Origin of the sequence: Kitasatospora sp. NPDC052896, assembly GCF_044547075.1 — a bacterium.
GTDB lineage: Bacteria > Actinomycetota > Actinomycetes > Streptomycetales > Streptomycetaceae > Kitasatospora.
In genome coordinates this window covers 224,306-245,432 of sequence record NZ_JBITZU010000007.1, presented here as the reverse complement: position 1 = coordinate 245,432, position 21,127 = coordinate 224,306, and the positions used below count along the sequence as shown (strand labels likewise).

19 protein-coding genes and 1 riboswitch are annotated in these 21,127 nt (G+C 73.9%); of the genes, 13 read left to right on the top strand and 6 right to left on the bottom strand.

From position 1 onward, the window contains the following. Positions 1 to 80: 80 nt before the first annotated feature. The 6 genes from ACIGXM_RS17450 (at position 81) to ACIGXM_RS17425 (ending at position 7,047) form a co-directional block, all read left to right on the top strand. Positions 81 to 326, top strand: coding sequence for a hypothetical protein (locus tag ACIGXM_RS17450; protein ID WP_396561684.1), 246 nt, complete (start codon positions 81 to 83; stop codon positions 324 to 326). Positions 327 to 471: 145 nt separating this feature from the next. Further along, complete coding sequence (locus tag ACIGXM_RS17445) at positions 472 to 1,875, top strand: NYN domain-containing protein (protein WP_396561682.1); 1,404 nt, start codon at positions 472 to 474, stop codon at positions 1,873 to 1,875. Positions 1,876 to 2,054: 179 nt separating this feature from the next. After that, the gene (locus tag ACIGXM_RS17440) at positions 2,055 to 3,098 is read left to right on the top strand and encodes an NlpC/P60 family protein (protein WP_396561681.1); all 1,044 of its coding nucleotides are present in this window, start codon (positions 2,055 to 2,057) and stop codon (positions 3,096 to 3,098) included. A gap of 276 nt (positions 3,099 to 3,374) precedes the next feature. Beyond that, a riboswitch (cyclic di-AMP (ydaO/yuaA leader) is annotated at positions 3,375 to 3,525 on the top strand. Positions 3,526 to 3,528: 3 nt separating this feature from the next. Further along, on the top strand, positions 3,529 to 4,620 hold the full coding sequence (locus ACIGXM_RS17435) for an NlpC/P60 family protein (protein ID WP_396561679.1): 1,092 nt from the start codon (positions 3,529 to 3,531) through the stop codon (positions 4,618 to 4,620). A gap of 181 nt (positions 4,621 to 4,801) precedes the next feature. Further along, entirely contained in the window at positions 4,802 to 5,872 is a 1,071-nt protein-coding gene (locus tag ACIGXM_RS17430) for an NlpC/P60 family protein (RefSeq protein WP_396561677.1), read from the top strand. A 41-nt stretch (positions 5,873 to 5,913) separates the two neighbouring features. Continuing rightward, positions 5,914 to 7,047 carry a hypothetical protein gene (locus ACIGXM_RS17425; RefSeq protein ID WP_396561675.1) on the top strand — a complete coding sequence of 378 codons (1,134 nt, stop codon included), beginning with the start codon at positions 5,914 to 5,916 and terminating at the stop codon, positions 7,045 to 7,047. 26 nt (positions 7,048 to 7,073) lie between these two features. On the opposite strand, the gene ACIGXM_RS17420 is transcribed toward ACIGXM_RS17425, so the two are convergent. Further along, positions 7,074 to 8,477, bottom strand: a complete 1,404-nt coding sequence (locus ACIGXM_RS17420; protein WP_396561673.1) for a glycosyltransferase 87 family protein — start codon at positions 8,475 to 8,477, stop codon at positions 7,074 to 7,076. Positions 8,478 to 8,663: 186 nt separating this feature from the next. Between ACIGXM_RS17420 and ACIGXM_RS17415 the strand changes: the two genes are divergently transcribed. Continuing rightward, positions 8,664 to 9,803, top strand: coding sequence for a glycosyltransferase family 4 protein (locus ACIGXM_RS17415; RefSeq protein ID WP_396561671.1), 1,140 nt, complete (start codon positions 8,664 to 8,666; stop codon positions 9,801 to 9,803). A 22-nt stretch (positions 9,804 to 9,825) separates the two neighbouring features. Here the strand turns inward: ACIGXM_RS17415 and ACIGXM_RS17410 are convergent, their stop codons facing one another. Beyond that, entirely contained in the window at positions 9,826 to 11,616 is a 1,791-nt protein-coding gene (locus tag ACIGXM_RS17410; protein WP_396561669.1) for an AMP-dependent synthetase/ligase, read from the bottom strand. Between the two features lie 260 nt (positions 11,617 to 11,876). On the opposite strand from ACIGXM_RS17410, the gene ACIGXM_RS17405 reads away from it, so the two are divergent. The 5 genes from ACIGXM_RS17405 (at position 11,877) to ACIGXM_RS17385 (ending at position 15,877) form a co-directional block, all read left to right on the top strand. Further along, positions 11,877 to 12,308 (top strand): SRPBCC family protein, encoded by a 432-nt coding sequence (locus ACIGXM_RS17405; protein WP_396561667.1) that lies wholly within the window; start codon positions 11,877 to 11,879, stop codon positions 12,306 to 12,308. An 8-nt stretch (positions 12,309 to 12,316) separates the two neighbouring features. Beyond that, on the top strand, positions 12,317 to 13,531 hold the full coding sequence (locus tag ACIGXM_RS17400) for an ArsA family ATPase (RefSeq protein WP_396561665.1): 1,215 nt from the start codon (positions 12,317 to 12,319) through the stop codon (positions 13,529 to 13,531). Between the two features lie 95 nt (positions 13,532 to 13,626). Further along, a complete protein-coding gene (locus ACIGXM_RS17395; RefSeq protein WP_396561663.1) occupies positions 13,627 to 13,872 on the top strand; it encodes a DUF5304 family protein in 246 nt (81 codons plus the stop codon). A gap of 198 nt (positions 13,873 to 14,070) precedes the next feature. Beyond that, complete coding sequence (locus ACIGXM_RS17390) at positions 14,071 to 15,015, top strand: ROK family glucokinase (RefSeq protein ID WP_396561661.1); 945 nt, start codon at positions 14,071 to 14,073, stop codon at positions 15,013 to 15,015. A gap of 70 nt (positions 15,016 to 15,085) precedes the next feature. Further along, on the top strand, positions 15,086 to 15,877 hold the full coding sequence (locus ACIGXM_RS17385; RefSeq protein WP_396561659.1) for an endonuclease/exonuclease/phosphatase family protein: 792 nt from the start codon (positions 15,086 to 15,088) through the stop codon (positions 15,875 to 15,877). A 7-nt stretch (positions 15,878 to 15,884) separates the two neighbouring features. On the opposite strand, the gene ACIGXM_RS17380 is transcribed toward ACIGXM_RS17385, so the two are convergent. Both ACIGXM_RS17380 and ACIGXM_RS17375 read right to left on the bottom strand, forming a co-directional pair. Further along, complete coding sequence (locus tag ACIGXM_RS17380) at positions 15,885 to 16,442, bottom strand: hypothetical protein (RefSeq protein WP_396561657.1); 558 nt, start codon at positions 16,440 to 16,442, stop codon at positions 15,885 to 15,887. 30 nt (positions 16,443 to 16,472) lie between these two features. Beyond that, positions 16,473 to 17,246, bottom strand: a complete 774-nt coding sequence (locus ACIGXM_RS17375; protein ID WP_396561655.1) for an alpha/beta hydrolase — start codon at positions 17,244 to 17,246, stop codon at positions 16,473 to 16,475. Between the two features lie 198 nt (positions 17,247 to 17,444). Here ACIGXM_RS17375 and ACIGXM_RS17370 point away from each other — a divergent pair, with 198 nt between their 5' ends. Continuing rightward, positions 17,445 to 18,257: a lysophospholipid acyltransferase family protein gene (locus ACIGXM_RS17370; RefSeq protein WP_396561963.1), complete on the top strand. Its 813-nt coding sequence runs from the start codon at positions 17,445 to 17,447 to the stop codon at positions 18,255 to 18,257. Here the strand turns inward: ACIGXM_RS17370 and ACIGXM_RS17365 are convergent. Both ACIGXM_RS17365 and ACIGXM_RS17360 read right to left on the bottom strand, forming a co-directional pair. Further along, positions 18,254 to 18,910 carry an NADPH-dependent F420 reductase gene (locus ACIGXM_RS17365; protein ID WP_396561653.1) on the bottom strand — a complete coding sequence of 219 codons (657 nt, stop codon included), beginning with the start codon at positions 18,908 to 18,910 and terminating at the stop codon, positions 18,254 to 18,256. The genes ACIGXM_RS17370 and ACIGXM_RS17365 overlap by 4 nt on opposite strands. A gap of 50 nt (positions 18,911 to 18,960) precedes the next feature. Next, positions 18,961 to 20,931 (bottom strand): anthranilate synthase family protein, encoded by a 1,971-nt coding sequence (locus ACIGXM_RS17360; protein ID WP_396561651.1) that lies wholly within the window; start codon positions 20,929 to 20,931, stop codon positions 18,961 to 18,963. Positions 20,932 to 21,127: the final 196 nt, after the last annotated feature.

Below are 21,127 nucleotides of genomic sequence, written 5' to 3'. Positions count from 1 at the left end.
GACGCGGTGTGGTCAGGCCCTAGGCTTGGAGCCGGGGCGGCAGCACGGCCGTGCCCGGGACCAGTCGAGAGGACCCACCGATGACCGTCCCCGTGCCCACCGCCGAGACCCGCTGGCGCTGCACGCTGTGCGGCAACCTGACCCGGTTCGACGTCACCCGCTCGTCCCGGGCGGTGGAGTACGTCCATCTGGACCTGGCCGGCGAGCCGACGGTGGAGGAGCGCGAGGTGCTCAGCGAGACCGTGGAGTCGGTCCGCTGTCGCTGGTGCAACGCGGTCGACCAGGTCGAGCTGGTGCCCCGGCCGGACGCCCCAGCCGCCGACTGAGCGTGACCGTCCCGGGATGGGACGGGTGGGCGGTGTGGTGTCCGAGGTGGCACCGTTCACGCGACAATTGCACAGAGCGGTGGGTTTTGGGCATCGGCAGCCGGCCGTACGGCCCCCGCAGACCAGGATCGGAGCCGAGGACGCCATGGACGCAGCGAGGGAGGCCGCCGAGCCCCAGGGGCAGCCGCCCGCCACCCCGGAGCCCGGGGTGGACGCCGCCGAGCAGGCCTCCGGCGCCGCTGAGCAGCTCGATCGGCCGCTGCCGGAGGGGGTTCGTCGCCGGGTGGTCGGCCTGGCCGCCGACGCGCTCGGCGGGCTGACGCCGACCGAGCTGCCCAGCACGCTCCGTCCGTATGCGAAGTTCACCCCCGCGCGGCGCGCCAAGTACGCCGGGACGGCGCTGGCGTCGGCGCTGGAGGCGGAGCCGGTGTTCCGGTCGCGGATAGCGGACCGGCTGCGGCTCGGGCAGCCGGATCTGGTGAAGGCGCTGGAGGCGGGCAGTGTCCCGAGTGCTGCCGAGCCGTTGGACGTCGCCGCCGCCGCCTACCTGCTGCGCCCGCGCGGCTGGACCCGGCTGGTCGCCGAGGCCGGTGAGCAGGCCGAGCGGGCCGGTGTCGAGGACGCCGCGGCGGAGGCCGCCCGCCAGGTGGAGAAGCTCCAGGAGGAGCTGGCCGCGGTGCGCGCGCAGGCCCGGGCCGACCTGGAGCGGCAGCGGGCCGAGTCGGAGGGGGTCCGCAAGGAGCTGGAGGCGCTCCGTCGCCGGCTGCGCAGCCTGGAGAGCGACACCCGCCGGGCGCAGGCGGAAAGCCGGCGACTGCAGGGCGAGTTGACCGCGGCGGCGGCCGCGACCGCCACCGAGCGCGGCGCGGCGGAGGGGGAGAGCCGCCGACTGCGGCACCGGGTGGCCGAGCTGGAGAGCGCGTTGGAGAGCGGCCGCCGGTCGGCCCGGGAGGGCCGCAGCGTCGAGGACATGCGGCTGCGGCTGCTGCTGGACACCCTGCTCCAGTCGGCCCAGGGCCTGCAGCGCGAGCTGGCGCTGCCGGTGACCCAGCTGCACCCGGCGGACCTGGTGGACGCGGTGGTCCCCGGCTCGGCCTCGCCGCACGACGTGGCCCGGCGTGGACTGGCCGACGACGACCCGGCGCTGCTCGACCAGCTGCTGGCGATTCCCCAGGTCCACCTGGTGGTGGACGGCTACAACGTGACCAAGACCGGCTACCCGACCCTGCCGCTGGAGCAGCAGCGGATGCGGCTGCTGGGCGGGCTGGCGATGCTGGCCCAGCGCACCCAGGCCGAGGTGACCTGCGTCTTCGACGGGCAGGACCTGGACGTCCCGGTGATCATGGCGCCGCCGCGTGGCGTGCGGGTGCGGTTCAGCCGGACCGGGCAGACCGCGGACGAGCTGATCCGCCAGCTGGTCCGGGCCGAGCCGCAGGGCCGCCCGGTGGTGGTGGTCTCGGCCGACCGCGAGGTGGCCGACGGCGTGCGCAAGGCCGGTGCCCGGCCGGTCGCCTCGGTGCTGCTGCTCAACCGGCTCGCGCGCAGCTGACGCCGGCTCGGGCGCCCGAGCCGGCGTCGCGGGGAAGCCGTGACGGCCGCTGAACCGGGGGTGGTTCGCAGGGCCAAGGGAGTGGCGCGGCGATGTGACATTCACTAGGGTCTGGCGTCAAAACAATTTTTCCGGCCACTCACTCCATGGAGTGAGACCGCAGGAAGAAGGAGCCCCGCGTGGCGTCGCACCGCCGTGCCAAGCAGCCGAGTCGTGCCCGGGTCGCCGTGCTCACCGCCGCCGCGGCGACGGTGGTCGCCCTCTCCGCGCAGAGCGCCTGGGCCGATCCGCAGCCGTCGGTCAACGACGTCAAGGCGCAGATCGACAACCTGAACACCCAGCAGGAGCAGGCCTCCCAGCAGTTCGACGGTGCGCAGGAGAAGTCCGACCAGCTGCGCCAGCAGGCCTCCCAGCTGCAGGACGAGGTGGCCCGGGCCCAGGACCAGGTGACCCAGCTGGAGCAGGGTCTGGCCACGGTGGCCGGCGAGCAGTACATGAGCGACGGGATCGACCCGTCGGTACAGCTGATGCTCAACTCCGACCCGTCCGGCTACCTCTCCCAGGCCGCCAGCCTGGACCAGGCGACCACCACCGAGACCGACGCGCTCAAGTCGCTGCAGTCCGAGGAGCGGACGCTCAACCAGGAGAAGGCGGAGGCCTCGGCCACCCTGGCCGAGCTGGACGCCACCACCACCACGCTGAACAGCGCCAAGTCCCAGGTGCAGACCAAGCTGCAGCAGGCGCAGTCGCTGCTCAACTCGTTGAGCGCCAGCCAGCGGGCGGCCCTGCAGGCGGCCGAGCAGCAGGACGAGGGCGACGTCGCCTCCCGCGGTGCCGCCCGCGCCGACCTGGGCAACCTGCCGCCGGCCTCCGGTTACGCCGGGGCCGCGGTGGCCGCCGCGCTCAGCCGGCTCGGCGACTCGTACGTCTGGGGTCACACCGGTCCGACCACCTTCGACTGTTCGGGCCTGATGCAGTGGGCGTACGCGCAGGCCGGCGTCTCGCTGCCGCGCACCTCGCAGGAGCAGGGCACGATCGGCACCGAGGTGCCCAGCCTCGCCGACGCCCAGCCGGGCGACCTGGTGATCTACGGCAGCGACATGCACCACGTGGGGATGTACATCGGCAACGGCAACGTGGTGCACGCGCCGCACACCGGTGACGTGGTCCGGGTCATGCAGGCCAGCGTGATCGGACCGATCGCCACCATCCGCCGGGTCTGACCGCGCGTCGACCCCATCCGAACGGGGTCGGCCTGACGGGCCGTCACAGCCTTCACTGTGACCCACGCCACCCTCACTGCTGCACTCCGGGTGACTCCGGTATCACCCATCGTCAAATTAATCAGTTTTTTCTGACAAGGATTTGAACGGATCACGGATCTGTTACTAGGGTCGGGGTCCTGACCACCGCGACGGTGATCACCCGACCGGGGTGACAGCGGGGGTACCGCCGAGTCTGGAAAGTGGCACGGGCAGTTGACTGCCCGACGGGGAACCCCTGCGGGGGAGCCACGGACCGGAGCCGGGGAACCACGTTCCTCGGGGTGAATCGGCGCCAGGTCGGCCTGCTGGCCGGTGAGGCGTCGTAGGGCATCTCTTCCAGCCCGAACCCGTCAGCTCACCCGGTAGGCGGTCGAAGGAAGAAGGATTCGTGGGTTCCCATCGTCGTCCCAAGCCCGCCGGCCGTACCCGCACGTCGATCCTGACCGCCGCGGCCGCCACCGCCGTCGCGCTCTCCGCGCAGGGCAGCGCGCACGCCGACCCGGCGCCGTCGCTCGATCAGGTCAAGGCGCAGGTTGACCAGCTGAACCAGCAGGCCGAGGCCGCCACCCAGCAGTACGACGGCGCGCAGGCCCAGGAGCAGGCGCTCCAGCAGCAGGTCGGCCAGCTGCAGGACCAGGTGGCCCGGCAGCAGGACCAGGTCACCCAGCTGCAGGGCGGGCTGGCCGAGGTCGCCGCGGACCAGTACGCGAACGGTGGGATATCCCCGACCGTCCAGCTGATGCTCACCAGCAACCCGGGCAACTTCCTGAACCAGGCCAGCTCGGTCAGCCAGCTGAACAGCACCCAGAGCGAGACGCTGAAGGAGCTGCAGCAGCAGCAACAGCAGCTCGACCAGAGCAAGTCCGAGGCGCAGGCCAAGCTCGCCCAGCTGGACGCCACCACGCAGACCCTGCAGGCCGCCAAGGACGCGGTGCAGGCGAAGCTGCAGCAGGCGCAGGCGCTGCTCAACACGCTGACCGCGCAGCAGCGCCAGCAGATGCAGGAGCAGGAGGCGCAGGCCGCCGCCGCCTCGCAGGCCGCCGCCCAGCAGGCCCAGGCCTCCGCCGCGCGTGCCGCGCACGCCGCTGGTAGCACCCTGACCGGGGCCGCGGCCGCCACCGGCGCGACCAATGCGCAGGCCGCCGCCGCCATCGCCGCCGCGGAGAGCCGGCTCGGTGACGAGTACGTCTACGGTGCCAACGGCCCGACCACGTTCGACTGCTCGGGCCTGATGCAGTGGGCCTACGCGCAGGCCGGCGTCTCGCTGCCGCGCACCTCGCAGGAGCAGTGGGCGTACGGCACCAACGAGGGCACCAACCTCGCCAACGCGCAGCCCGGCGACCTGATCATCTTCTACGGCGGCGACCACGTCGGCATGTACGTGGGTGGCGGCCAGGTCATCCACGCCCCGCACACCGGTGCGGTGGTCCGCTACGAGGCGGCCGCGGACATGCCGATCACGGCCATCGTGCGGGTCTGATTCTCCGTCGTCACGGCCCGGTCTCCCGTAGGGAGGCCGGGCCGTCGGCGTACTCTGGCTCGGTCGGATGTCCGATTAGTGGTCAAATATTCGCATTGGCAAGGGTTTGGACTCCCCCGCTGGGACTCGCTAACGTCTGCGCTCGGATCTCAGCTTCCACGGCGATTGGAGCCGTCACCCCATGGTGATGCCGCACCGCCCGGTCACTCCGGGCCGTTCCTCCCAACCGGGCGCCGCGCGACGGCTCGCCCGGGCGCTGATGGTCACCGCCGCGGCGACCACGGCGCTGGCGATGACCGCCGCCGTCGGTCAGGCCGCCCCGGTCGCGCCGAAGCCGGACAAGAAGGACGTCAAGGCCCAGGTCGACCAGCTCTACACGGAGGCCGAGCAGGAGAACGAGAAGGCCAACGCGGCCGAGGAGGCCCAGCGACGGTTGCAGGCCGACGCCGGCGCGCTGCAGCAGCAGGTGGCCGACGCGCAGGACACGCTCAACCGGATGCGCGGCGACCTGGCCACCCTGGCCGGGGCCGAGTACCGGTCCGGCGGGATGGACCCGACCGTCCAACTGATCCTCTCCTCCGACCCCGAGGCCTACCTCAACCGGGCCCGCACCCTGGACCAGGCCGCCCAGCAGCGTGCCGCCAAGCTGCGCGACGTGCGGGACCAGCAGCGCCGGCTCGACCAGAAGCGGGCCGAGGCGACCGGCAAGCTCGCCGAACTCGACGGGGTGCGGCAGACCCTGTTGCAGAGCAAGCAGCGGACCCAGCAGCGGCTGCAGAAGGCACAGGCCCTGCTGGACAGCCTGGACGCGACCGAGCGCGCCCAGCTCGCCGAGGACGACGCCGACGAGGCGCGGGCCGGCCGCGGGGCGGACCGGGTCGACCTGGCCAGCCTGCCGCCCGCCTCCGACCGGGCCGCGGTCGCGGTGGCCGCCGCGCTCAGCAAGGTCGGTTCGCCGTACGTCTACGGATCCACCGGGCCGGGTGCCTTCGACTGCTCGGGTCTGATGTACTGGAGCTGGCGGCAGGCCGGAGTGACCCTGCCGCGTACCTCGCAGGCCCAGGCCTTCGGCGGGCGGCGGATCAGCCTCTCCGAGGCGCGACCGGGAGACCTGGTGATCTTCTTCAAGGACATGCACCACGTCGGCATGTACGTGGGCGGCGGCACGGTGGTGCACGCGCCGCACCCGGGGGCCCGGGTGCGCTACGAGAGCGTCGCGGTGATGCCGGTCGCGGCGGTGGTGCGGCCCTGAGCGGCGAGCGGTCGGCCCCCGCGGTCGTCCTCGGGCAGCCCGTGCCGTCGGCCGTCCACGGGCTGTCGCGGCGTGCCGCGCTGCTGCTGGTGGCCGGCTCGCTGACCGGGCTGTCGCTGCCCCGGGTGCCGCCGCAGGCGTCCGGTGCCGGCCCGGCCGCGCCGGCCGCCGCGGACCCGACCGGCCGGCTGCTGGCCGCGCACGCCGCCGCGCTGCGGGCCGGCCCGCTGGCCGGGCTGCCGCTGGCCGAGTTCGGCTACCGCGAGACGGCCCGCGACGCGAGCACGCTCCGTGTCGAACTCGCCTACCGGTTCCAGGGCTTCGACGACTACCCGGCGCTGCTCCAGCGCCGCTTCGCCCTGACCGCGGACGGCGGCCTGGGCCCGGAGAGCCCGGCCCCGCAGGGGCCGGCCGCGCCCTGGGATGCGGGGCCGGTCCGGCTCGCGCACGGCCGGCTCTGCCTGGTGCTGGGCGCCGAGCAGGCCGAACTCACCGAGCTGGCCGGCGTGGCGGACCGCGCGGTGCCCGCGGTGAGCGGAGTCTGGGGGACCGACTGGGCGGGCCGGCTGGTACTCCAACTGCCCGCCACCGAGGACCAGTTCGCCCAGCTGCTGGCGGTCTCGCCGGACGCCTACCAGGACATGGCCGCGGTCACCAGCGCGGCCGCCGGGGCGCCGGTGCACACCCCCGCCGACCGGATAATGGTCAATCCGGCCGTCTACCGGGAGCTCAGCGCGGTCGGCAAGCAGGTGGTCACCACGCACGAGGCCACCCACGTGGCGACCCGGGCCGACACCCACCCGTGGACCCCGCTCTGGCTCTCCGAGGGGGTCGCCGACTACACCGGCTACCTGGCCACCGGACGCACCGCCCGGCAGATCGCCCCGGAGCTGGCCGCGGACGTGGCGGCCGGCCGGATCCCGAGCGTGCTGCCCGTCGACGCCGACTTCCGGGCCGGCTCGACGGGGATCGCGCAGGCGTACGAGCAGGGCTGGCTGGCCTGCGACCTGATCGCCCGCGGCTACGGGCAGCCCAAGCTGGTCGCGTTCTACCGGGCGGTCGGTGCGGCCGGGCCGGACGTCGACCTGGACCGGGTCTTCCAGCAGCAGCTGGGCTGCACGCTGGCCGCCTTCACCCGGCAGTGGATCGCGGAGACCGTCCGCCAGTTGGGCTGACGCCGTTCGCCGGCCGGGCCGGGACGTCAGCCGCGCTGGATGTCGTCCAGCAGGCTCTGCTCGTACGCGATGCCCGGGCGGACCGGGTAGGACGGCTGCTCGGGCTCGGCCGGCTCGGCGTCGGCGGGCGGCTGCGGGCCGGCGCCCGTCGTGGAGCGCCACAGCCGGCGGCAGGAGAGCAGGGTGGCCGCGAGCAGGGTCAGGTTGCGGGCGGTCAGCACCGCCACGCCCCAGGGCGCGCTGCTGGTGATCTGGCCGAACATCATCGGGAACTCGGCCGTGGTCAGCGCCGTGGCGACCAGGATCATCGCCGCCACCGGCCGCTGGGTGGTGCCCCGCACGGTGAGGCAGACCGCCGCGACGCCGACCAGCCAGACCAGGTACTGCGGGCTGATCACCCGGCTGGTGACGGTGAAGACCAGCAACGCGGCGAGCGCCGCGTCGTACGTGGTCGAGGCCTGCCAACGGCGGGCCCGCACCCGCCAGAGCAGCAGCCAGCCGAAGCCGACCACGGTGAGGCCGACCGCGACCTTGGAGATCACGCCGACCCAGGGGCCGAGGAACTCGACCGAGCCGTAGTTCATCATCACCAGGCCGTGCCAGCCGCCGAACAGCCGGGCCAGGTGCAGCGGGACCGCGGCCAGCGACTCCACCTCGATGCCGCGGTCGGCCTGGTAGGTGAGGAACTGGAAGGCGCCGTTCATGCCGGCGGCGATCAGGAAGAGCAGGGTGGCGACGCTGACCGCGGCGGCGGTCCAGGAGCGGTGGGTGCGCCGGCCGCGCGGGGTGCCGGCCAGCAGCAGCATCGGCCAGAGTTTGACCAGCCCGCCGACGCCCAGGAGTATGCCCCCCAGCACCGGGCGGCGCAGCAGCACCAGCAGGCCCACCACGGCGACCGCGGTGACCAGGATGTCGTAGCGGCAGTAGACCGTCGGGCCCAGCAGCGGCACGCCGACCACCCAGACCCAGCAGCCCGCCAGCGACCGGCCGCGGCGCATCCCGTGCCGGAGCAGCATGCCCATCGCCAGGGTGTCGAAGACGCCGCACAGCACCCAGAAGGAGACCAGGTAGGACCACGGCAGCAGGCCCGGCAGCAGCATCACCAGGGCCGCGCCCGGCGGGTACTGCCAGGTCACGTCGTCCATCGGGAAGGTGCCGGTCTGCAAGACCTGGTACCAGCCGTGGTAGATCACCGAGACGTCGGTGGTGACGTCCAGGTTGCTGATCCGCAGCACTCCGCTGATCATCAGAACGATCAGCACCCGGGTGGCGACCCAGGAGGCGCCGATCGTCCACACCGCCCCGGGGCGCTGTGCCGGCTGCGGCAGCGCGCCGCCGGCACCGACTGCGACCGGGGGTTCCGCCACTGCGAGGTTGCCGGTGCTGCTGCCGCCGCCGTCCTGGCCGGCCGGGCCGTCCTCCGCCAACACCAACTCGCTCCCTCGTTCAGCTCCGCACGCCCGTTCGCCTGCCCGCACCCACGTCGGCTAGGACAGACTCAGGGGGGAAACGGTTCCGCTGCCTCCGTCCGTTCCCGGCGGGTGGGCATGGTGACCTATGGTACGGATCAGCCAGTGGTGAAGTGTGCACCCCCCGACCGAGCGAGCCGCGCCCAGATGCCCAGAACCCTCATCGTCACCAATGATTTTCCCCCGAGGCCAGGGGGAATCCAGGCCTTCGTCCACAACATGGCCGTCCGGCAGCCGGCCGGCTCGATTGTGGTGTATGCCTCATCCTGGCGCGACCGGAGCGAGATGGCGGCGTTCGACGCCGAGCAGCCGTTCCCGGTGGTCCGCGACCGGACGTCGATGCTGCTGCCGACCCCCCGGGTGACCCTGCGTGCGGCCGAGCTGCTGCGGGCCGAGGGTTGCGACTCGGTCTGGTTCGGCGCCGCCGCGCCGCTCGGCCTGATGGCGCCCGCGCTGCGTCGGGCCGGCGCGCACCGGCTGCTCGGCATGACGCACGGGCACGAGGCCGCCTGGGCCCAGCTGCCGGCCTCCCGGCAGCTGCTGCGGCGGATCGGCGAGGGCACCGACACGCTGACCTACCTCGGTGAGTACACCCGCAGCCGGATCGCCCGGGCGGTCGGCCCGGGCCCCGCGGCGCGGATGGTGCAGCTGCCGCCGGGCGTGGACGAGCGGACCTTCCACCCCGACTCCGGCGGCGCCGAACTGCGCGCCCGGCTCGGGCTGGCCGACCGGCCGGTGGTGGTCTGCGTCTCCCGGCTGGTGCCGCGCAAGGGGCAGGACACCCTGATCGCCGCGATGCCCCGGATCCTGGCCGCCCAGCCGGACGCGGTGCTGCTGATCGTCGGAGGGGGCCCGTACCTGGCCGACCTGCGCCGGCTGGCGGAGGCGACCGGGGTGGCCGGCTCGGTGCGGTTCACCGGCGCGGTGCCGTGGCGGGAGCTGCCCGCGCACTACGGCGCCGGGGACGTCTTCGCGATGCCGTGCCGGACCAGGCGCGGCGGGCTGGACGTGGAGGGCCTGGGCATCGTCTACCTGGAGGCCTCGGCGACCGGGCTGCCGGTGGTGGCCGGCGACTCCGGCGGGGCGCCGGACGCGGTGCTGGAGGGCGAGACCGGGTACGTGGTGCCGGGCGGCTCGCCGGGGGCGGCGGCCGAGCGGATCGTCCGGCTGCTGGGCGACGCCGAGCTGCGCCGCAAGCTGGGCGAGGCGGGGCGGCGTTGGGTGGAGGACGCCTGGCGCTGGGACCTGTTGGCCGGGCGGCTGGGCGCGCTGCTCGCGGGAGGGTGAGCGGCGCGCCCGATCCCGGTTGTCAGCGCTGGTAGAGCGCCTCGACCTCGGCCGCGAAGTCCTTCAGCACCACGTTGCGCTTGAGCTTGAGGGACGGCGTGAGGTAGCCGTTCTCCTCCGAGAAGACGGTGTCCAGGATCCGGAACTTCTTCACCGCCTCGGCGTGCGAGACCGCCTTGTTGCCGTCGTCCACCGCCTCCTGGACGGCGGCCAGCAGCGCCGGGTCGTCGCGCAGCTCGGCCAGGCTCGCGGCCGGCCGGCTGTTCAGCTCCAGCCAGCGCGGCAGGAACTCCTCGTCGATGGTGACCAGGCAGCCGATGAACGGCCGGCGGTCGCCCACCACCATCACCTCGCCGATCAGCGGGTGGGCCCGGATCCGGTCCTCGATCACGGCCGGGGCGACGTTCTTGCCGCCCGCGGTGACGATGATCTCCTTCTTCCGGCCGGTGATGGTGAGGTAGCCCTCGTCGTCCAGCGAGCCCAGGTCGCCGGTGGCGAACCAGCCGTCGCGCAGCGCCTCGGCGGTCGCGGTCGGGTTGTTCCAGTAGCCGGTGAACACCTGCGGGCCCTTGAGCAGCACCTCGCCGTCGTCGGCGATCCGCACCGCGGAGCCGGGCAGCGGCTGGCCGACCGTGCCGATCTTCGGCTTGTCGTCCGGGTTGAAGGCGGTGGCCGCGCAGGTCTCGGTCAGGCCGTAGCCCTCCAGCACGGTGAAGCCGATGCCGCGGTAGAAGTGGCCGAGCCGCTCGCCCAGCGGCGCGCCGCCGGAGATCGCGTGGGTGGCCCGCCCGCCGAGGGCGGCCCGCAGCTTGCCGTAGACCAGGCGGTCGAAGACCGCGTGCCGCAGCCGCAGGCCGAGACCCGGGCCACCCTGCCCCAACGCCCGGCTGTAGGCGATCGCGGTCTCGGCGGCGCGGTCGAAGATCTTGCCCTTGCCGTCCGCCTGCGCCTTGGCCCGGGCGGTGTTGTAGACCTTCTCGAACACCCGGGGCACGCCCAGGATCAGGGTCGGCCGGAAAGCGGCGAGCTCGGCCGTGACGTCCTTGATGTCCGAGACGTGACCGAGCTTGATCGGGGCGATCGCCGCGGCGATCTCGGCGATCCGGCCCAGCACGTGGGCCAGCGGCAGGAAGAGCAGGACCGAGCTCTCGCCGGTGCGGAACAGTTCGGGCATCCGGGCCGTCACGTTGCCCAGCTCGGCCAGGAAGTTGCCGTGGGTCAGCTGACAGCCCTTGGGACGGCCGGTGGTTCCGGAGGTGTAGACGATGGTGGCGATCGAGTCCTCGGTGGGGACCGAGCGGCGCTCGGTGAGCACGGCGTCGCTGACGCCGCGTCCGAGCTTGCCGATCTCGGCGATCGCGCCCAGCTCGATCTGCCAGGTGTGCACCAGCTCGGGCAGCTGGTCCCGGACCGACTCCAGCACGGCGGCGTGCGAGTCGGACTCGGTGATCACGGCGACCGCGCCGGAGTCGCCGAGGATCCACTGCACCTGCTCGGCGGAGGAGGTCTCGTACACCGGCACGGTGATCGCGCCGGCGGTCCAGATCGCGAAGTCCAGCAGCGTCCACTCGTAGCGGGTCCGCGACATCACGCCGACCCGGTCGCCCGGGCGCACGCCGGAGGCGATCAGGCCCTTGGCGGTGCGGTGCACCTCGGCCAGGAACTCCGCCGCCGTGACGTCCTGCCAGCGGCCCTCCACCTTCCGGCTGAGCACCGCGACACCGGGGTGCTCGGCGGCGTTCTGGTGGACCAGGTCCGAGAGGTTGCCACCGCTCGGGACCTGGTAGCGGGCCGGAAGGCTGAAGTCGAGCACTGCTGCTCCTGTCTGCGACGCTGCGGGACGGCAGGACGTTACTGCCCGGTAAGGGAATCGGATAGAGGTGTCGGGTGTGGTGTTCGCAGTGTCACACCGGTCGCCGAGCGGGGGATCGTTCCGATCCGCACCCTACGGCAGCGCCCCCTTGACCCGCGGGTAGCCCCGGGGCCCCGGACCGCGGGGCGGCGGGGGGTGCCGTCCGCGATAGCCTTCCAGGGCACCTGACGAGTGGCACGGGACAACGCGGAGGCCCACCCATGGCGGAACACACCAGGTCGAGCATCGTCATCGAGGCGACCCCGGCCGAGGTGATGGCGGTGATCGCCGACTTCGAGGCCTATCCGCAGTGGACCGGTGAGGTCAAGGAGGTCGAGGTGCTCGGCCGCACCGACCAGGGCCGGGCCAGCGAGGTCCGGCTGCTGCTGGACGCCGGCGCGATCCGCGACGAGCACGTGCTCGCCTACACCTGGGACGACGACCGCGAGGTCTCCTGGACCCTGGTGAAGAGTCAGATGCTGCGCTCGCTGGACGGCTCCTACGCGCTCGCCCCGGCCGCCGGTGGCACCGAGGTCACCTACCAGCTCGCGGTGGACGTCAAGATCCCGATGCTCGGCATGATCAAGCGCAAGGCCGAGAAGGTCATCATCGACCGGGCGCTGGCCGGGCTGAAGAAGCGCGTCGAGGGCTGAGCGGCTCGATGACGCCACCCGCGCGGACCGAGTCGTCCCGAACCGATCCGGCCCAGACCCGGACGGTGCTGGTCAGCGGTGAGGGCCCGGGGGTGCCCGAGGTGGCCGCCGCCACCGCCCTGCACGCCGCCGGGCGTGGCCGGCGCACCCTGCTGCTGGCCGCCGACGACCCGCACCGACAGCTGGACGCGCTGCTCGGAGTGCGCCTCGACGAGCGACCCGTCCCGGTCGCGGACGGCTGCTGGGCGGTCCGGCTCGACGAGCAGCAGGCCTTCCGCCGGGCCTTCGACGGGCTCGGCGACAAGCTGCGCACCGGCTTCGACCTGCTCGGCGTCGACCCGCTGGACGAGGACGAACTCACCGCCCTGCCCGGAGCCCGGCAGCTGGCCCTGCTGCGCGCGCTGCGCCGGACGCCCGGCGAGTGGGACCAGGTGGTCGCCGCCGGACCGCCGCCCGCCGAACTGACCGCCGCCCTCGCGCTGCCCGAGCAGCTGGACCGCTACCTGGCCCGGCTGCTGCCCGAGCAGCGCCAGGCGGCCCGCGCGCTGCGCCCGCTGCTGGCCGCGGCGGTCGGCGTCCCGATACCCGCCGACTGGCTCTACCGGGCCCGCGCCTGGACCAGCGCCGAACTCGCCGCGGCCCGCGCGGTGATCGAGTCCCCGGCCACCTCGGTGCGGCTGGTCGCCGACGCCGGCGGCTGCCGTCCGGACGGGCTGCGCCGGGCCCGGGCCGGCCTGGCGCTCTTCGGACACCGGGTGGACGCCCTGGTCGCGCACCGGGCGCTGCCCGCCGCCGCACTGGACTCCGCCGACCCGTGGCTGGCCGGGCAGGCCGCCCGGGAGCGCGAACGGCTGGCCGCCCTCGCGCCGGGGCTGCCGCTGCTGATCGCCGATCAGCAGGCCGAGGACCTGCCGGAGCTGGCCCGTCAGCTGTACGGCGAGGGGCCCGGCCCGGAGCCGGCCGCCGAGTGGCCCTGGACCGCCGAGAACCGGCTGGCCGAGGACGGCGTGCTGCTCTGGCGGCTGGCCGTGCCCGGCGCCGAGCGGGCCGACCTGGAGCTGGTCCGGCGCGGCGACGAGCTGGTGGTCGGGCTCGGCCCGTACCGGCGGATCCTGCCGCTGCCCTCCGCGCTGCGCCGCTGCACGGTGGCGGGTGCCGGGCTGCGGGACGGCGAGCTGACGGTGCGGTTCGCCCCGGACCCGGAGCTGTGGCCGCGCTCGTAGCTTCTCGCGGGGCGCCGGACCGGTAGCGTCGGTCGCGCGGACGCGACCGCGTCCGGGGTGGGCGCGCGGACGCCCGCCGAGCGAGGAGGCGCGTCATGAACGGTTCAGATCCTGTCGACAACCCGCTGGCCGACGAGGTCCGCAAGCTGACCAGTGCGGTGGGGGACCAGGCCCAGCAGCTGCTCGGCCGGTTCCGTGCCGACCATCCGGAGGTGTACGGCCATCTGGCCGCCGCCGGGACCGAGCTGCTGGCCGCCTACCGGGCCGTGGTGGCCGGCCAGGAGCGGCGCTGGGCGGCCGGGGACACCGCCGAGTCCGAACGCATCGACCTGGACGAGTGACCCGTCCGGGCTGCCCGCGGCCGGTCACCGAGAGGCACGAGTTCGCTACCGAATGCCTTGAATCGTACGACTTTTGAAGCATCACGGCGGGGGTCCCGCAGCCATGGCTTCGGATAATGTATGGCACGGTGTGTACGTGAGCACGGCCGGGCGGATACCGTTCCGCTCATCAGGCACGAGCGAATGACTGAGGGACACATGGCTCTGACCATCGGCGTCGACGTCGGCGGGACCAAGATCGCGGCCGGCGTCGTCGATGAGAACGGCGAGATCCTGGCCCGCACCCGGGTGCCCACCCCGGCGGACCCGCAGTGGGCGGTCGACGCCATCGCCCAGGCGGTGCGCGAGCTCAAGGCCGCCCACCCCGACGCCGCCGCGGTCGGCGTGGGCGCCCCCGGCTTCGTCGACCGGGAACGCTCCACGGTGATCTTCGCGCCCAACATCGCCTGGGAGAACGAGCCGCTGCGCTCACGGATCGAGGAGCTCACCGGCCTCGGCACGGTGGTCGAGAACGACGCCAACTGCGCTGCCTGGGCCGAGTTCCGGTTCGGTGCGGCCGCCGAGTACACCGACATGGTGCTGATCACCGTCGGCACCGGCATCGGCGGCGGCATCGTGCTGGACGGTCGGCTGCACCGCGGCCGGTTCGGGGTGGCCGGCGAGATCGGCCACCTCAACATGGTCCCGGACGGCCTGGACTGCGGCTGCGGCGGCAAGGGCTGCTGGGAGCAGTACGGCTCCGGCCGGGCGCTGCGCCGCTACGGCCGGGAGAAGGCCGCCGCCGACCAGGTGGCCGGCAAGCGGATGCTGGAGCTCAACGACGGGGTGGCCGAGACCATCCGCGGCATCCACATCACCGAGGCCGCCGAGGACGGCGACCCGCTCGCCCTGGAGTGCTACGGGGAGCTGGCCGACTGGCTGGGCCGCGGCATGGCCGACCTCGCCGCGCTCTTCGACCCGGGCGTCTTCGTGCTCGGCGGCGGGGTCTCCGACTCCGGCCGGCTGCTGCTCGACCCGGTCGCCAAGGCGTTCCAGAAGTACCTGACCGGTGGCATGCACCGGCCGCGTGCCGAGGTGGTGCTGGCCTCGATGGGCTCGGCGGCGGGCATCGTCGGCGCCGCCGACCTGGCCCGCACCCACTGACCCGTGCCGGGCGGGCCTTTCCGGCGGGATGGAGGGGTGCGCCCGCTACCCCGCCGGTAGCGTGTCACGGGTGACCTCCGACCTCACGCACTCCGCTCCGATCGCCCACCCGCTCGCGGACCTGCCGCGTTCAGGTCCGGAACCCGACGGCGCCGAGGTGATCCGGGTGCTCACCTACAACATCCGCTCGCAGCGCGACGACCGGGGCGCGCTGGTCCGGGTGATCCGGGCCTGCGAGCCGGACCTCGTCTGCGTCCAGGAGTCCCCGCGCTACTGGCGCCCGGCCGGCCAGGCCGCCTGGCTGGCCCGGCGCACCGGCACGGTCGTCCTCTCCGGCGGCGGCCGCGCGGCCGCCGGCCCGCTGCTGCTCGGCTCGCTGCGGGCGACCGTGCTCCGCCGCGTCGACCGGCTCCTGCCCAAGCGCCGCGGCCTGCACGCCCGCGGCTTCGCCACCGCCGTGGTCCGGATCGGCCGGGCCGCCCCCTTCGCGCTGACCAGCTGCCACCTCAGCGTCAACCCGCCCGAGCGGCAGGACCAGTTCCGGCTGCTCCCCGAGCAGCAGGCCGGCCTCGAGCACGCGGTGATCGGCGGCGACTTCAACGAGCACCCCGAGGACCCCGGCTGGCAGTGGCTCGCCGAGCGCTACCAGGACGGCTGGGCCACCGCCCCCTGGGGCGACGAGTACACCTCCCGCCCCGGCGACCCCTTCCAGCGCCTCGACGCGGTCTTCGCCACGCCCACCATCCGGGTCCTCGCCTGCGGCGTCCCGCCCCTTCCCCCGGCCGACCTCCTCGCCGCCACCGACCACCTCCCGGTCGTCGCCGTGCTGCGCGTCCCGGCGGGCGGCGGGTCCCGGGGCTGACCGACCGTCAGACGACGGCGCCGCCGTGGGGGTCCGGGGGCTCGTTGTCGTCGTGGTCCTTCATGCGGACGACCAGGGTGACGAAGCCGCCGAGGAAGGCGGTCATGCCGACCCAGGCGGGCCAGCCGGCGACCTCGCGCCAGACCAGGGCGTCGAAGAGGAGCAGGGCCGGGCCGCCGAGGACGGCGATCCAGGCGAACTTGGCGGTGACGTCCGCCTGGGGGAGGGGCGGCGGCTCCGGCGGGACGTAGTGGCCCTCGTCCGGGTCCTCGGCGGCGTCCCAGTCGCGCGGGCCGGCCGCGGGGCGGGGGCGGGGCTGCGGGGTGAAGCCGGCCAGGTCGGCCCGGTTGTCGGGTTCGTTCCGTTCGTTCCTGGCGCGCAGGTTCTCGATCTCGGGCCAGTCCGGTCGGGTGAGGTCCACCGGGTCGTCGAACTGCGCCACCAGCGCGGCGAAGATCGCGTCCTGCTCGGCCTGGCTGCCGGGGGCAGGGGTGGCGGAGGCGGGCTGGGGTTCGCCCTCGCGGTCCTTGGGGCGGTCCTCGTCGCCGCTGGTCGCCCCGTTCATCGGTGCTGCCTTGTGTGCACTGCCGGCCCTTCAGCCCTGGTGGTCGTCGGCCTTCGCGTCCGGGGCCAGCCGCCGCACGAACTCGAGGGTCTCCTCGAAGATCAGCTCGGCGTCGTGGTCCAGGGTCGCGACGTGGAAGCTGCGTTCGCACAGCCGCTCCGTCACGTCGATCGAGGATATCCGGGCGAGCACCAGGGCGGAGTTCGCCGGTGATACCACGTGGTCCCGCGGGCTGCGCAGCAGCAGGAGCGGCTGGTCCACCCGCGGCAGCGCGCGCTGGATCTCGCGCCAGAGGCGGGCCAGCGACCAGGCTGCGTTCAGCGGGTACCGGTCGTAGCCGATCTCCACCGCGTCCGGGCGGGCGATGTCGCCGACCACGCCGGGTCGGCTGGGGATCAGGTGGCGCAGCACGGGCAGCAGCACGCTCGCCGGATTGTCCGAGCGCACCGAGGGGTTGACCACGACGACGCCGGCGATCCGGTCGCCGTGCTCGGCGGCCAGCCGCAGCGCCAGCCCGCCGCCCATCGACAGCCCGGCCACGAAGACCCGTTCGCACTCCTCGGTGAGCAGCAGCAGTTCCCGCGAGAGCTCGGCGTACCAGTCCTCCCACCGGGTCACCCGGAGGTCCTGCCAGCGGGTGCCGTGGCCGGGCAGCAGTGGCACCGAGACGGTCAGCCCCGCGTCGGCCAGGTGCTCGGCCCACGGGCGCAGCGCCTGCGGGGCGCCGGTGAAGCCGTGGCAGAGCAGTACGCCGACCGGGCCGCCGCGACGGTGGTACGGTTCGGCGCCGGGCAGCAGCGGCATGCGGGCTCCTCGGGGCTCGGTGCGGGCGCCGGGGCCCGCGACGGACCCGGGCGCCGGCCGTGCGGCACCGGTGGCCCGGGAGCGGCATCGTCCCACGCCCCGCCCGGCTCGTACACCCCGCCGGTGCACCGGGGGGCCGCCGGGGCATTAGGATCGACCGGTCCGCAATACAGGAGGCCCGGGTTGTTCTACCGACTGATGAAGATGATCGTCGCACCGCTGCTGCGCATCTTCTTCCGGCCGTGGATGGAGGGTGCGGAGAACATCCCGGACGAGGGGCCCGCGATCATCGCGAGCAACCACCTCTCCTTCTCGGACTCGTTCTTCCTGCCCGCGCTGATGAAGCGCCGGGTCACCTTCATCGCGAAGGCGGAGTACTTCAACACCCCGGGTCTCAAGGGGAAGCTGACCGCCGCGTTCTTCAAGGGCGTCGGCCAGTTGCCGGTGGACCGTTCCGGCGTGCGCGGCGCGGGCGAGGCGGCGATCCGCAGCGCGGTCGCGGTGATCGACCGGGGCGAGCTGTTCGGCGTCTACCCCGAGGGCACCCGCTCGCCCGACGGCAAGCTGTACCGCGGCAAGGTCGGCGGCCTGGCTCGGGTCGCGCTGGCCACCGGCGCCCCGGTGATCCCGGTCGCGATGATCGACACCGAGAAGGTGCAGCCGCCCGGTCAGGTGATCCCCAACTTCGGGATCCGGCCGGGGATCCGGATCGGCCGCCCGCTGGACTTCTCCCGCTACCAGGGCATGGAGAACGACCGCTTCATCCTGCGCTCGGTCACCGACGAGGTGATGTACGAGATCATGCGGCTCTCCGGCCAGGAGTACGTGGACATCTACGCCACGGCGGCCAAGCGGCAGATCGCCGAGGAGAAGAAGCGGGCCGACGCCGAGCGCCGGGCCGTCCAGGCCGAGCAGCGCGCCGAGCAGAAGGCGGCGCTCAAGGCCCAGCAGGAGCAGGAGAAGGCCGAGAAGGCCGAGAAGGCCGAGCAGGAGAACGAGAACAAGGCCTAACCGGCCACCTGCAAGCCGTAGTTGAAGTCGGTGTGCCCGTAGTGGCGCATCAGGTTCAGCCAGAACGGCATCAGCATCTCCATCCCCCGGGCGGACTGGATGCCGCCGAGGTCGAGGATGTCCTCGGCCGGCCAGCCGAACGAGACCAGCAGCTCCGTGACCTGCTGCTTGGCCGGCTGGTCGTCGCCCGCCACGAAGAGCTGGTGCCGCCCCGGCACCCGGGCCGGGGTCACCATCACCGGCGCGGCCAGCGTGTTCAGCGCCTTCACCACCCGGGCGCGCGGGTACGTCCGTTGGATCAGCTCGCCGATGCTGTCGGTGTTCACCGGGTCGAGGGTGACCGAGCCGTCGGGGGCGAAGACCAGCGGGTTGGAGACGTCCAGCAGGACCTTGCCGTTCAGTCGCTCGGCACCGGCCGCCGCCAGCGCGGCCGGTGCGACCGTGCCCGGAGTGGCGTTGACCACCAGCTCGCCGAACTCGGCGGCCTCGGCGAAGCTGCCCGCCCGGGCGCGTGGGCCGGAGGCCTGCGCCCAGGCGGTCCCCGCCTGGCTGTTGGCACTCCGGGAACCGAGGGTCACCTCGTGGCCCAGCGTCAGCAGCTTGCTCCCGAGGGTCTGGCCGACCGTGCCGGTGCCGAGGATTCCGAAGCGCATGCCGCCCAGTGTGCCCGACCCCCGGCCGGCCGATCCGGGCGGACGCGCCGTCAGTGTGGGGCGGCCGCGCCGGTGACGCTCGGACGGAGCAGGCCCGCCACGATGCCCACGCCGTCCCGGGTGAGCACCGACTCGGGGTGGAACTGCACGCTCGCGAAGCCCGGTCCGCGCAGTGCGTGCACGTCCCCGGTACCCGGGTCGCGGGCCACCTCGATCCCCTCGGCGGCGAGCCGGGCCGCGTCGGCGTCGGAGCAGCGGGCGGTGAAGGTGTTGTAGAAGCCGACCGTCTGCGGCTCGCCGAAGAGGTCGATCCGCTCCTGGGCGCCCTGGTACGGCACCGCCTTGCGGCGCAGCGGCAGGCCGAGCCGGGAGCTCAGCAGCTGGTGGCTGAGGCAGACGGCGAGCAGCGGGGCGGTGCGCCGGCCGTCCTGGACCGCCGCCAGCGCGTCCGCGACGATCGGCCGCAGCCGCGCCATCTTGGCGTCGGCCGGGTCCGCCGGGTCGCCCGGGCCGGGGCCCAGCACCAGCGGGCCGCGGTGCGCGGCGACCCGCCCGGCGAGCCCGGGGGTGTCGTGGCGCAGCACGTCGACCCGGTGGCCGAGCGAGGTCAGCAGGTGGGCCAGCATCGCGGTGAAGGTGTCCTCGCCGTCCACCACCAGGGTCGGCTCCGGTTCGGAGACGGTGGCGGGCTGCTGCATCCGCAGCCAGAACGGCGCCAGGCCGGCCCGGCGGGAGTCCAGCGCGGCCTGCACCCGGTGGTCGTCGGCCAGTCGGGGGACGGCGCGGTGGGCGGCCGGGCGGGCGGGGGCGGGCCGGGCCCCGATCGCGGTCAGCACCGCCGCCGCCTTGGCGTGCGTCTCGGCCACCTCGGACGCCGGGTCGGAGTGCCGGACCAGGGTGGCGCCGGCCCGGACCACCAGCCGCCCGGTGGCCGGGTCGATGTCCGCGGTGCGGATGCAGATCGGCGAGTCCAGCTGCTGAGCTCCGCTGGCCGAGCGGCCGATCAGGGCGAGCGCACCGGAGTAGTAGCCGCGCCCGCCGGTCTCGTAGCGCTGGATCACCCGGGTGGCGTTCTGCACCGGGCTGCCGGTCACGGTCGCCGCGAACATGGTCTCCCGGAGCACCTCGCGGACGTCCAGCGAGGTGCGTCCGCGCAGCTCGTACTCGGTGTGCGCGAGGTGGGCCATCTCCTTGAGCCGCGGGCCGAGCACCTGGCCGCCCAGGTCGCCGACGGTGCACATCATCTTGAGCTCCTCGTCGACCACCATGGTGAGCTCCTCCAGCTCCTTGCGGTCGTGCAGGAAGTCGAGCAGCGAGTCGACGTCGGCGCCGGTGGCCGGGTGGCGGTAGGTGCCGGAGATCGGGTTCATCACGACCGTCCCGCCGCTCTGCCGCACGTGCACCTCGGGCGACGCCCCGACCAGCACCCGCTCCCCGGTGTGCACCAGGAAGGTCCAGTAGGCGCCGCGCTCCTGGTCGAGCAGCCGGCCGAACAGGGTGAGCGCCAGCTCGGTGGAGAAGTCCGCCAGCGTGGCGGTGAAGTCGCGTCGGATGACGAAGTTGGCACCCTCGCCGTTGCCGATCTCGTCCCGGATCACCCGCCGGACGATCCCGGCGTAGCTCTCGTCGTCGAGGTCGAAGCCGCCGTCGTGCAGCGTGACGGGCCGGCGCGGCAGCGCGGCGGCCAGCTCGGCCAGCGGCAGCGCGTACTGCTCGGTCACCGCGAGGCCGAGCAGCGGGGTGCCGTCGTCGTGCGCCGCGAAGCCGCGCTCACGGATCTGCCGGTAGGGGATCAGCGCGAGCAGGTCGTGCCGCGGTGCGCCGTCCGCGGGGCGGCCGGTGGGGACCGGCAGGTCGGCCAGTCGCCGGTACGGACCGACCTCGCCGATCAGCAGCTCGACGGTGTCCGGGGCCAGCCGCGGGGCCCGCCGGTGCAGCAGCGCGAAGGCGGGCGCGTCCGGGGCGGTCAGGCGGGCGAGCAGGCCGGCGGCGGTGGGTCCGGTGGCGGTGGGGCTGGTCACGTGCGGCGTCCTTCCGGAGGGGCGGTCAGGGGGCGGATGCCGGTCCGGGGGCCGCCTGCCGGTGGAACGCCGACGGCCGCCCGGAGGGGCGGCCGTCGTGTCGTCTAGGTACGCGCGATCGGTGGGCCGCCGGAAGGGCTGGCCCACCACCAGGAGGAGGTGTGCTGCGCGTGCATGGCTGCGAGCGTAGCCGATG

What these genes read in the sequence shown, in the direction of transcription:
- ACIGXM_RS17450 (WP_396561684.1), top strand. Translation starts at nt 81, where the DNA reads ATGACCGTCCCCGTGCCCACCGCCGAGACCCGCTGGCGCTGCACGCTG.
- ACIGXM_RS17445 (WP_396561682.1), top strand. Translation starts at nt 472, where the DNA reads ATGGACGCAGCGAGGGAGGCCGCCGAGCCCCAGGGGCAGCCGCCCGCC.
- ACIGXM_RS17430 (WP_396561677.1), top strand. Translation starts at nt 4,802, where the DNA reads ATGGTGATGCCGCACCGCCCGGTCACTCCGGGCCGTTCCTCCCAACCG.
- ACIGXM_RS17415 (WP_396561671.1), top strand. Translation starts at nt 8,664, where the DNA reads ATGCCCAGAACCCTCATCGTCACCAATGATTTTCCCCCGAGGCCAGGG.
- ACIGXM_RS17405 (WP_396561667.1), top strand. Translation starts at nt 11,877, where the DNA reads ATGGCGGAACACACCAGGTCGAGCATCGTCATCGAGGCGACCCCGGCC.
- ACIGXM_RS17400 (WP_396561665.1), top strand. Translation starts at nt 12,317, where the DNA reads ATGACGCCACCCGCGCGGACCGAGTCGTCCCGAACCGATCCGGCCCAG.
- ACIGXM_RS17395 (WP_396561663.1), top strand. Translation starts at nt 13,627, where the DNA reads ATGAACGGTTCAGATCCTGTCGACAACCCGCTGGCCGACGAGGTCCGC.
- ACIGXM_RS17390 (WP_396561661.1), top strand. Translation starts at nt 14,071, where the DNA reads ATGGCTCTGACCATCGGCGTCGACGTCGGCGGGACCAAGATCGCGGCC.
- ACIGXM_RS17380 (WP_396561657.1), bottom strand. Translation starts at nt 16,442, where the DNA reads ATGAACGGGGCGACCAGCGGCGACGAGGACCGCCCCAAGGACCGCGAG.
- ACIGXM_RS17375 (WP_396561655.1), bottom strand. Translation starts at nt 17,246, where the DNA reads ATGCCGCTGCTGCCCGGCGCCGAACCGTACCACCGTCGCGGCGGCCCG.
- ACIGXM_RS17370 (WP_396561963.1), top strand. Translation starts at nt 17,445, where the DNA reads ATGAAGATGATCGTCGCACCGCTGCTGCGCATCTTCTTCCGGCCGTGG.
- ACIGXM_RS17365 (WP_396561653.1), bottom strand. Translation starts at nt 18,910, where the DNA reads ATGCGCTTCGGAATCCTCGGCACCGGCACGGTCGGCCAGACCCTCGGG.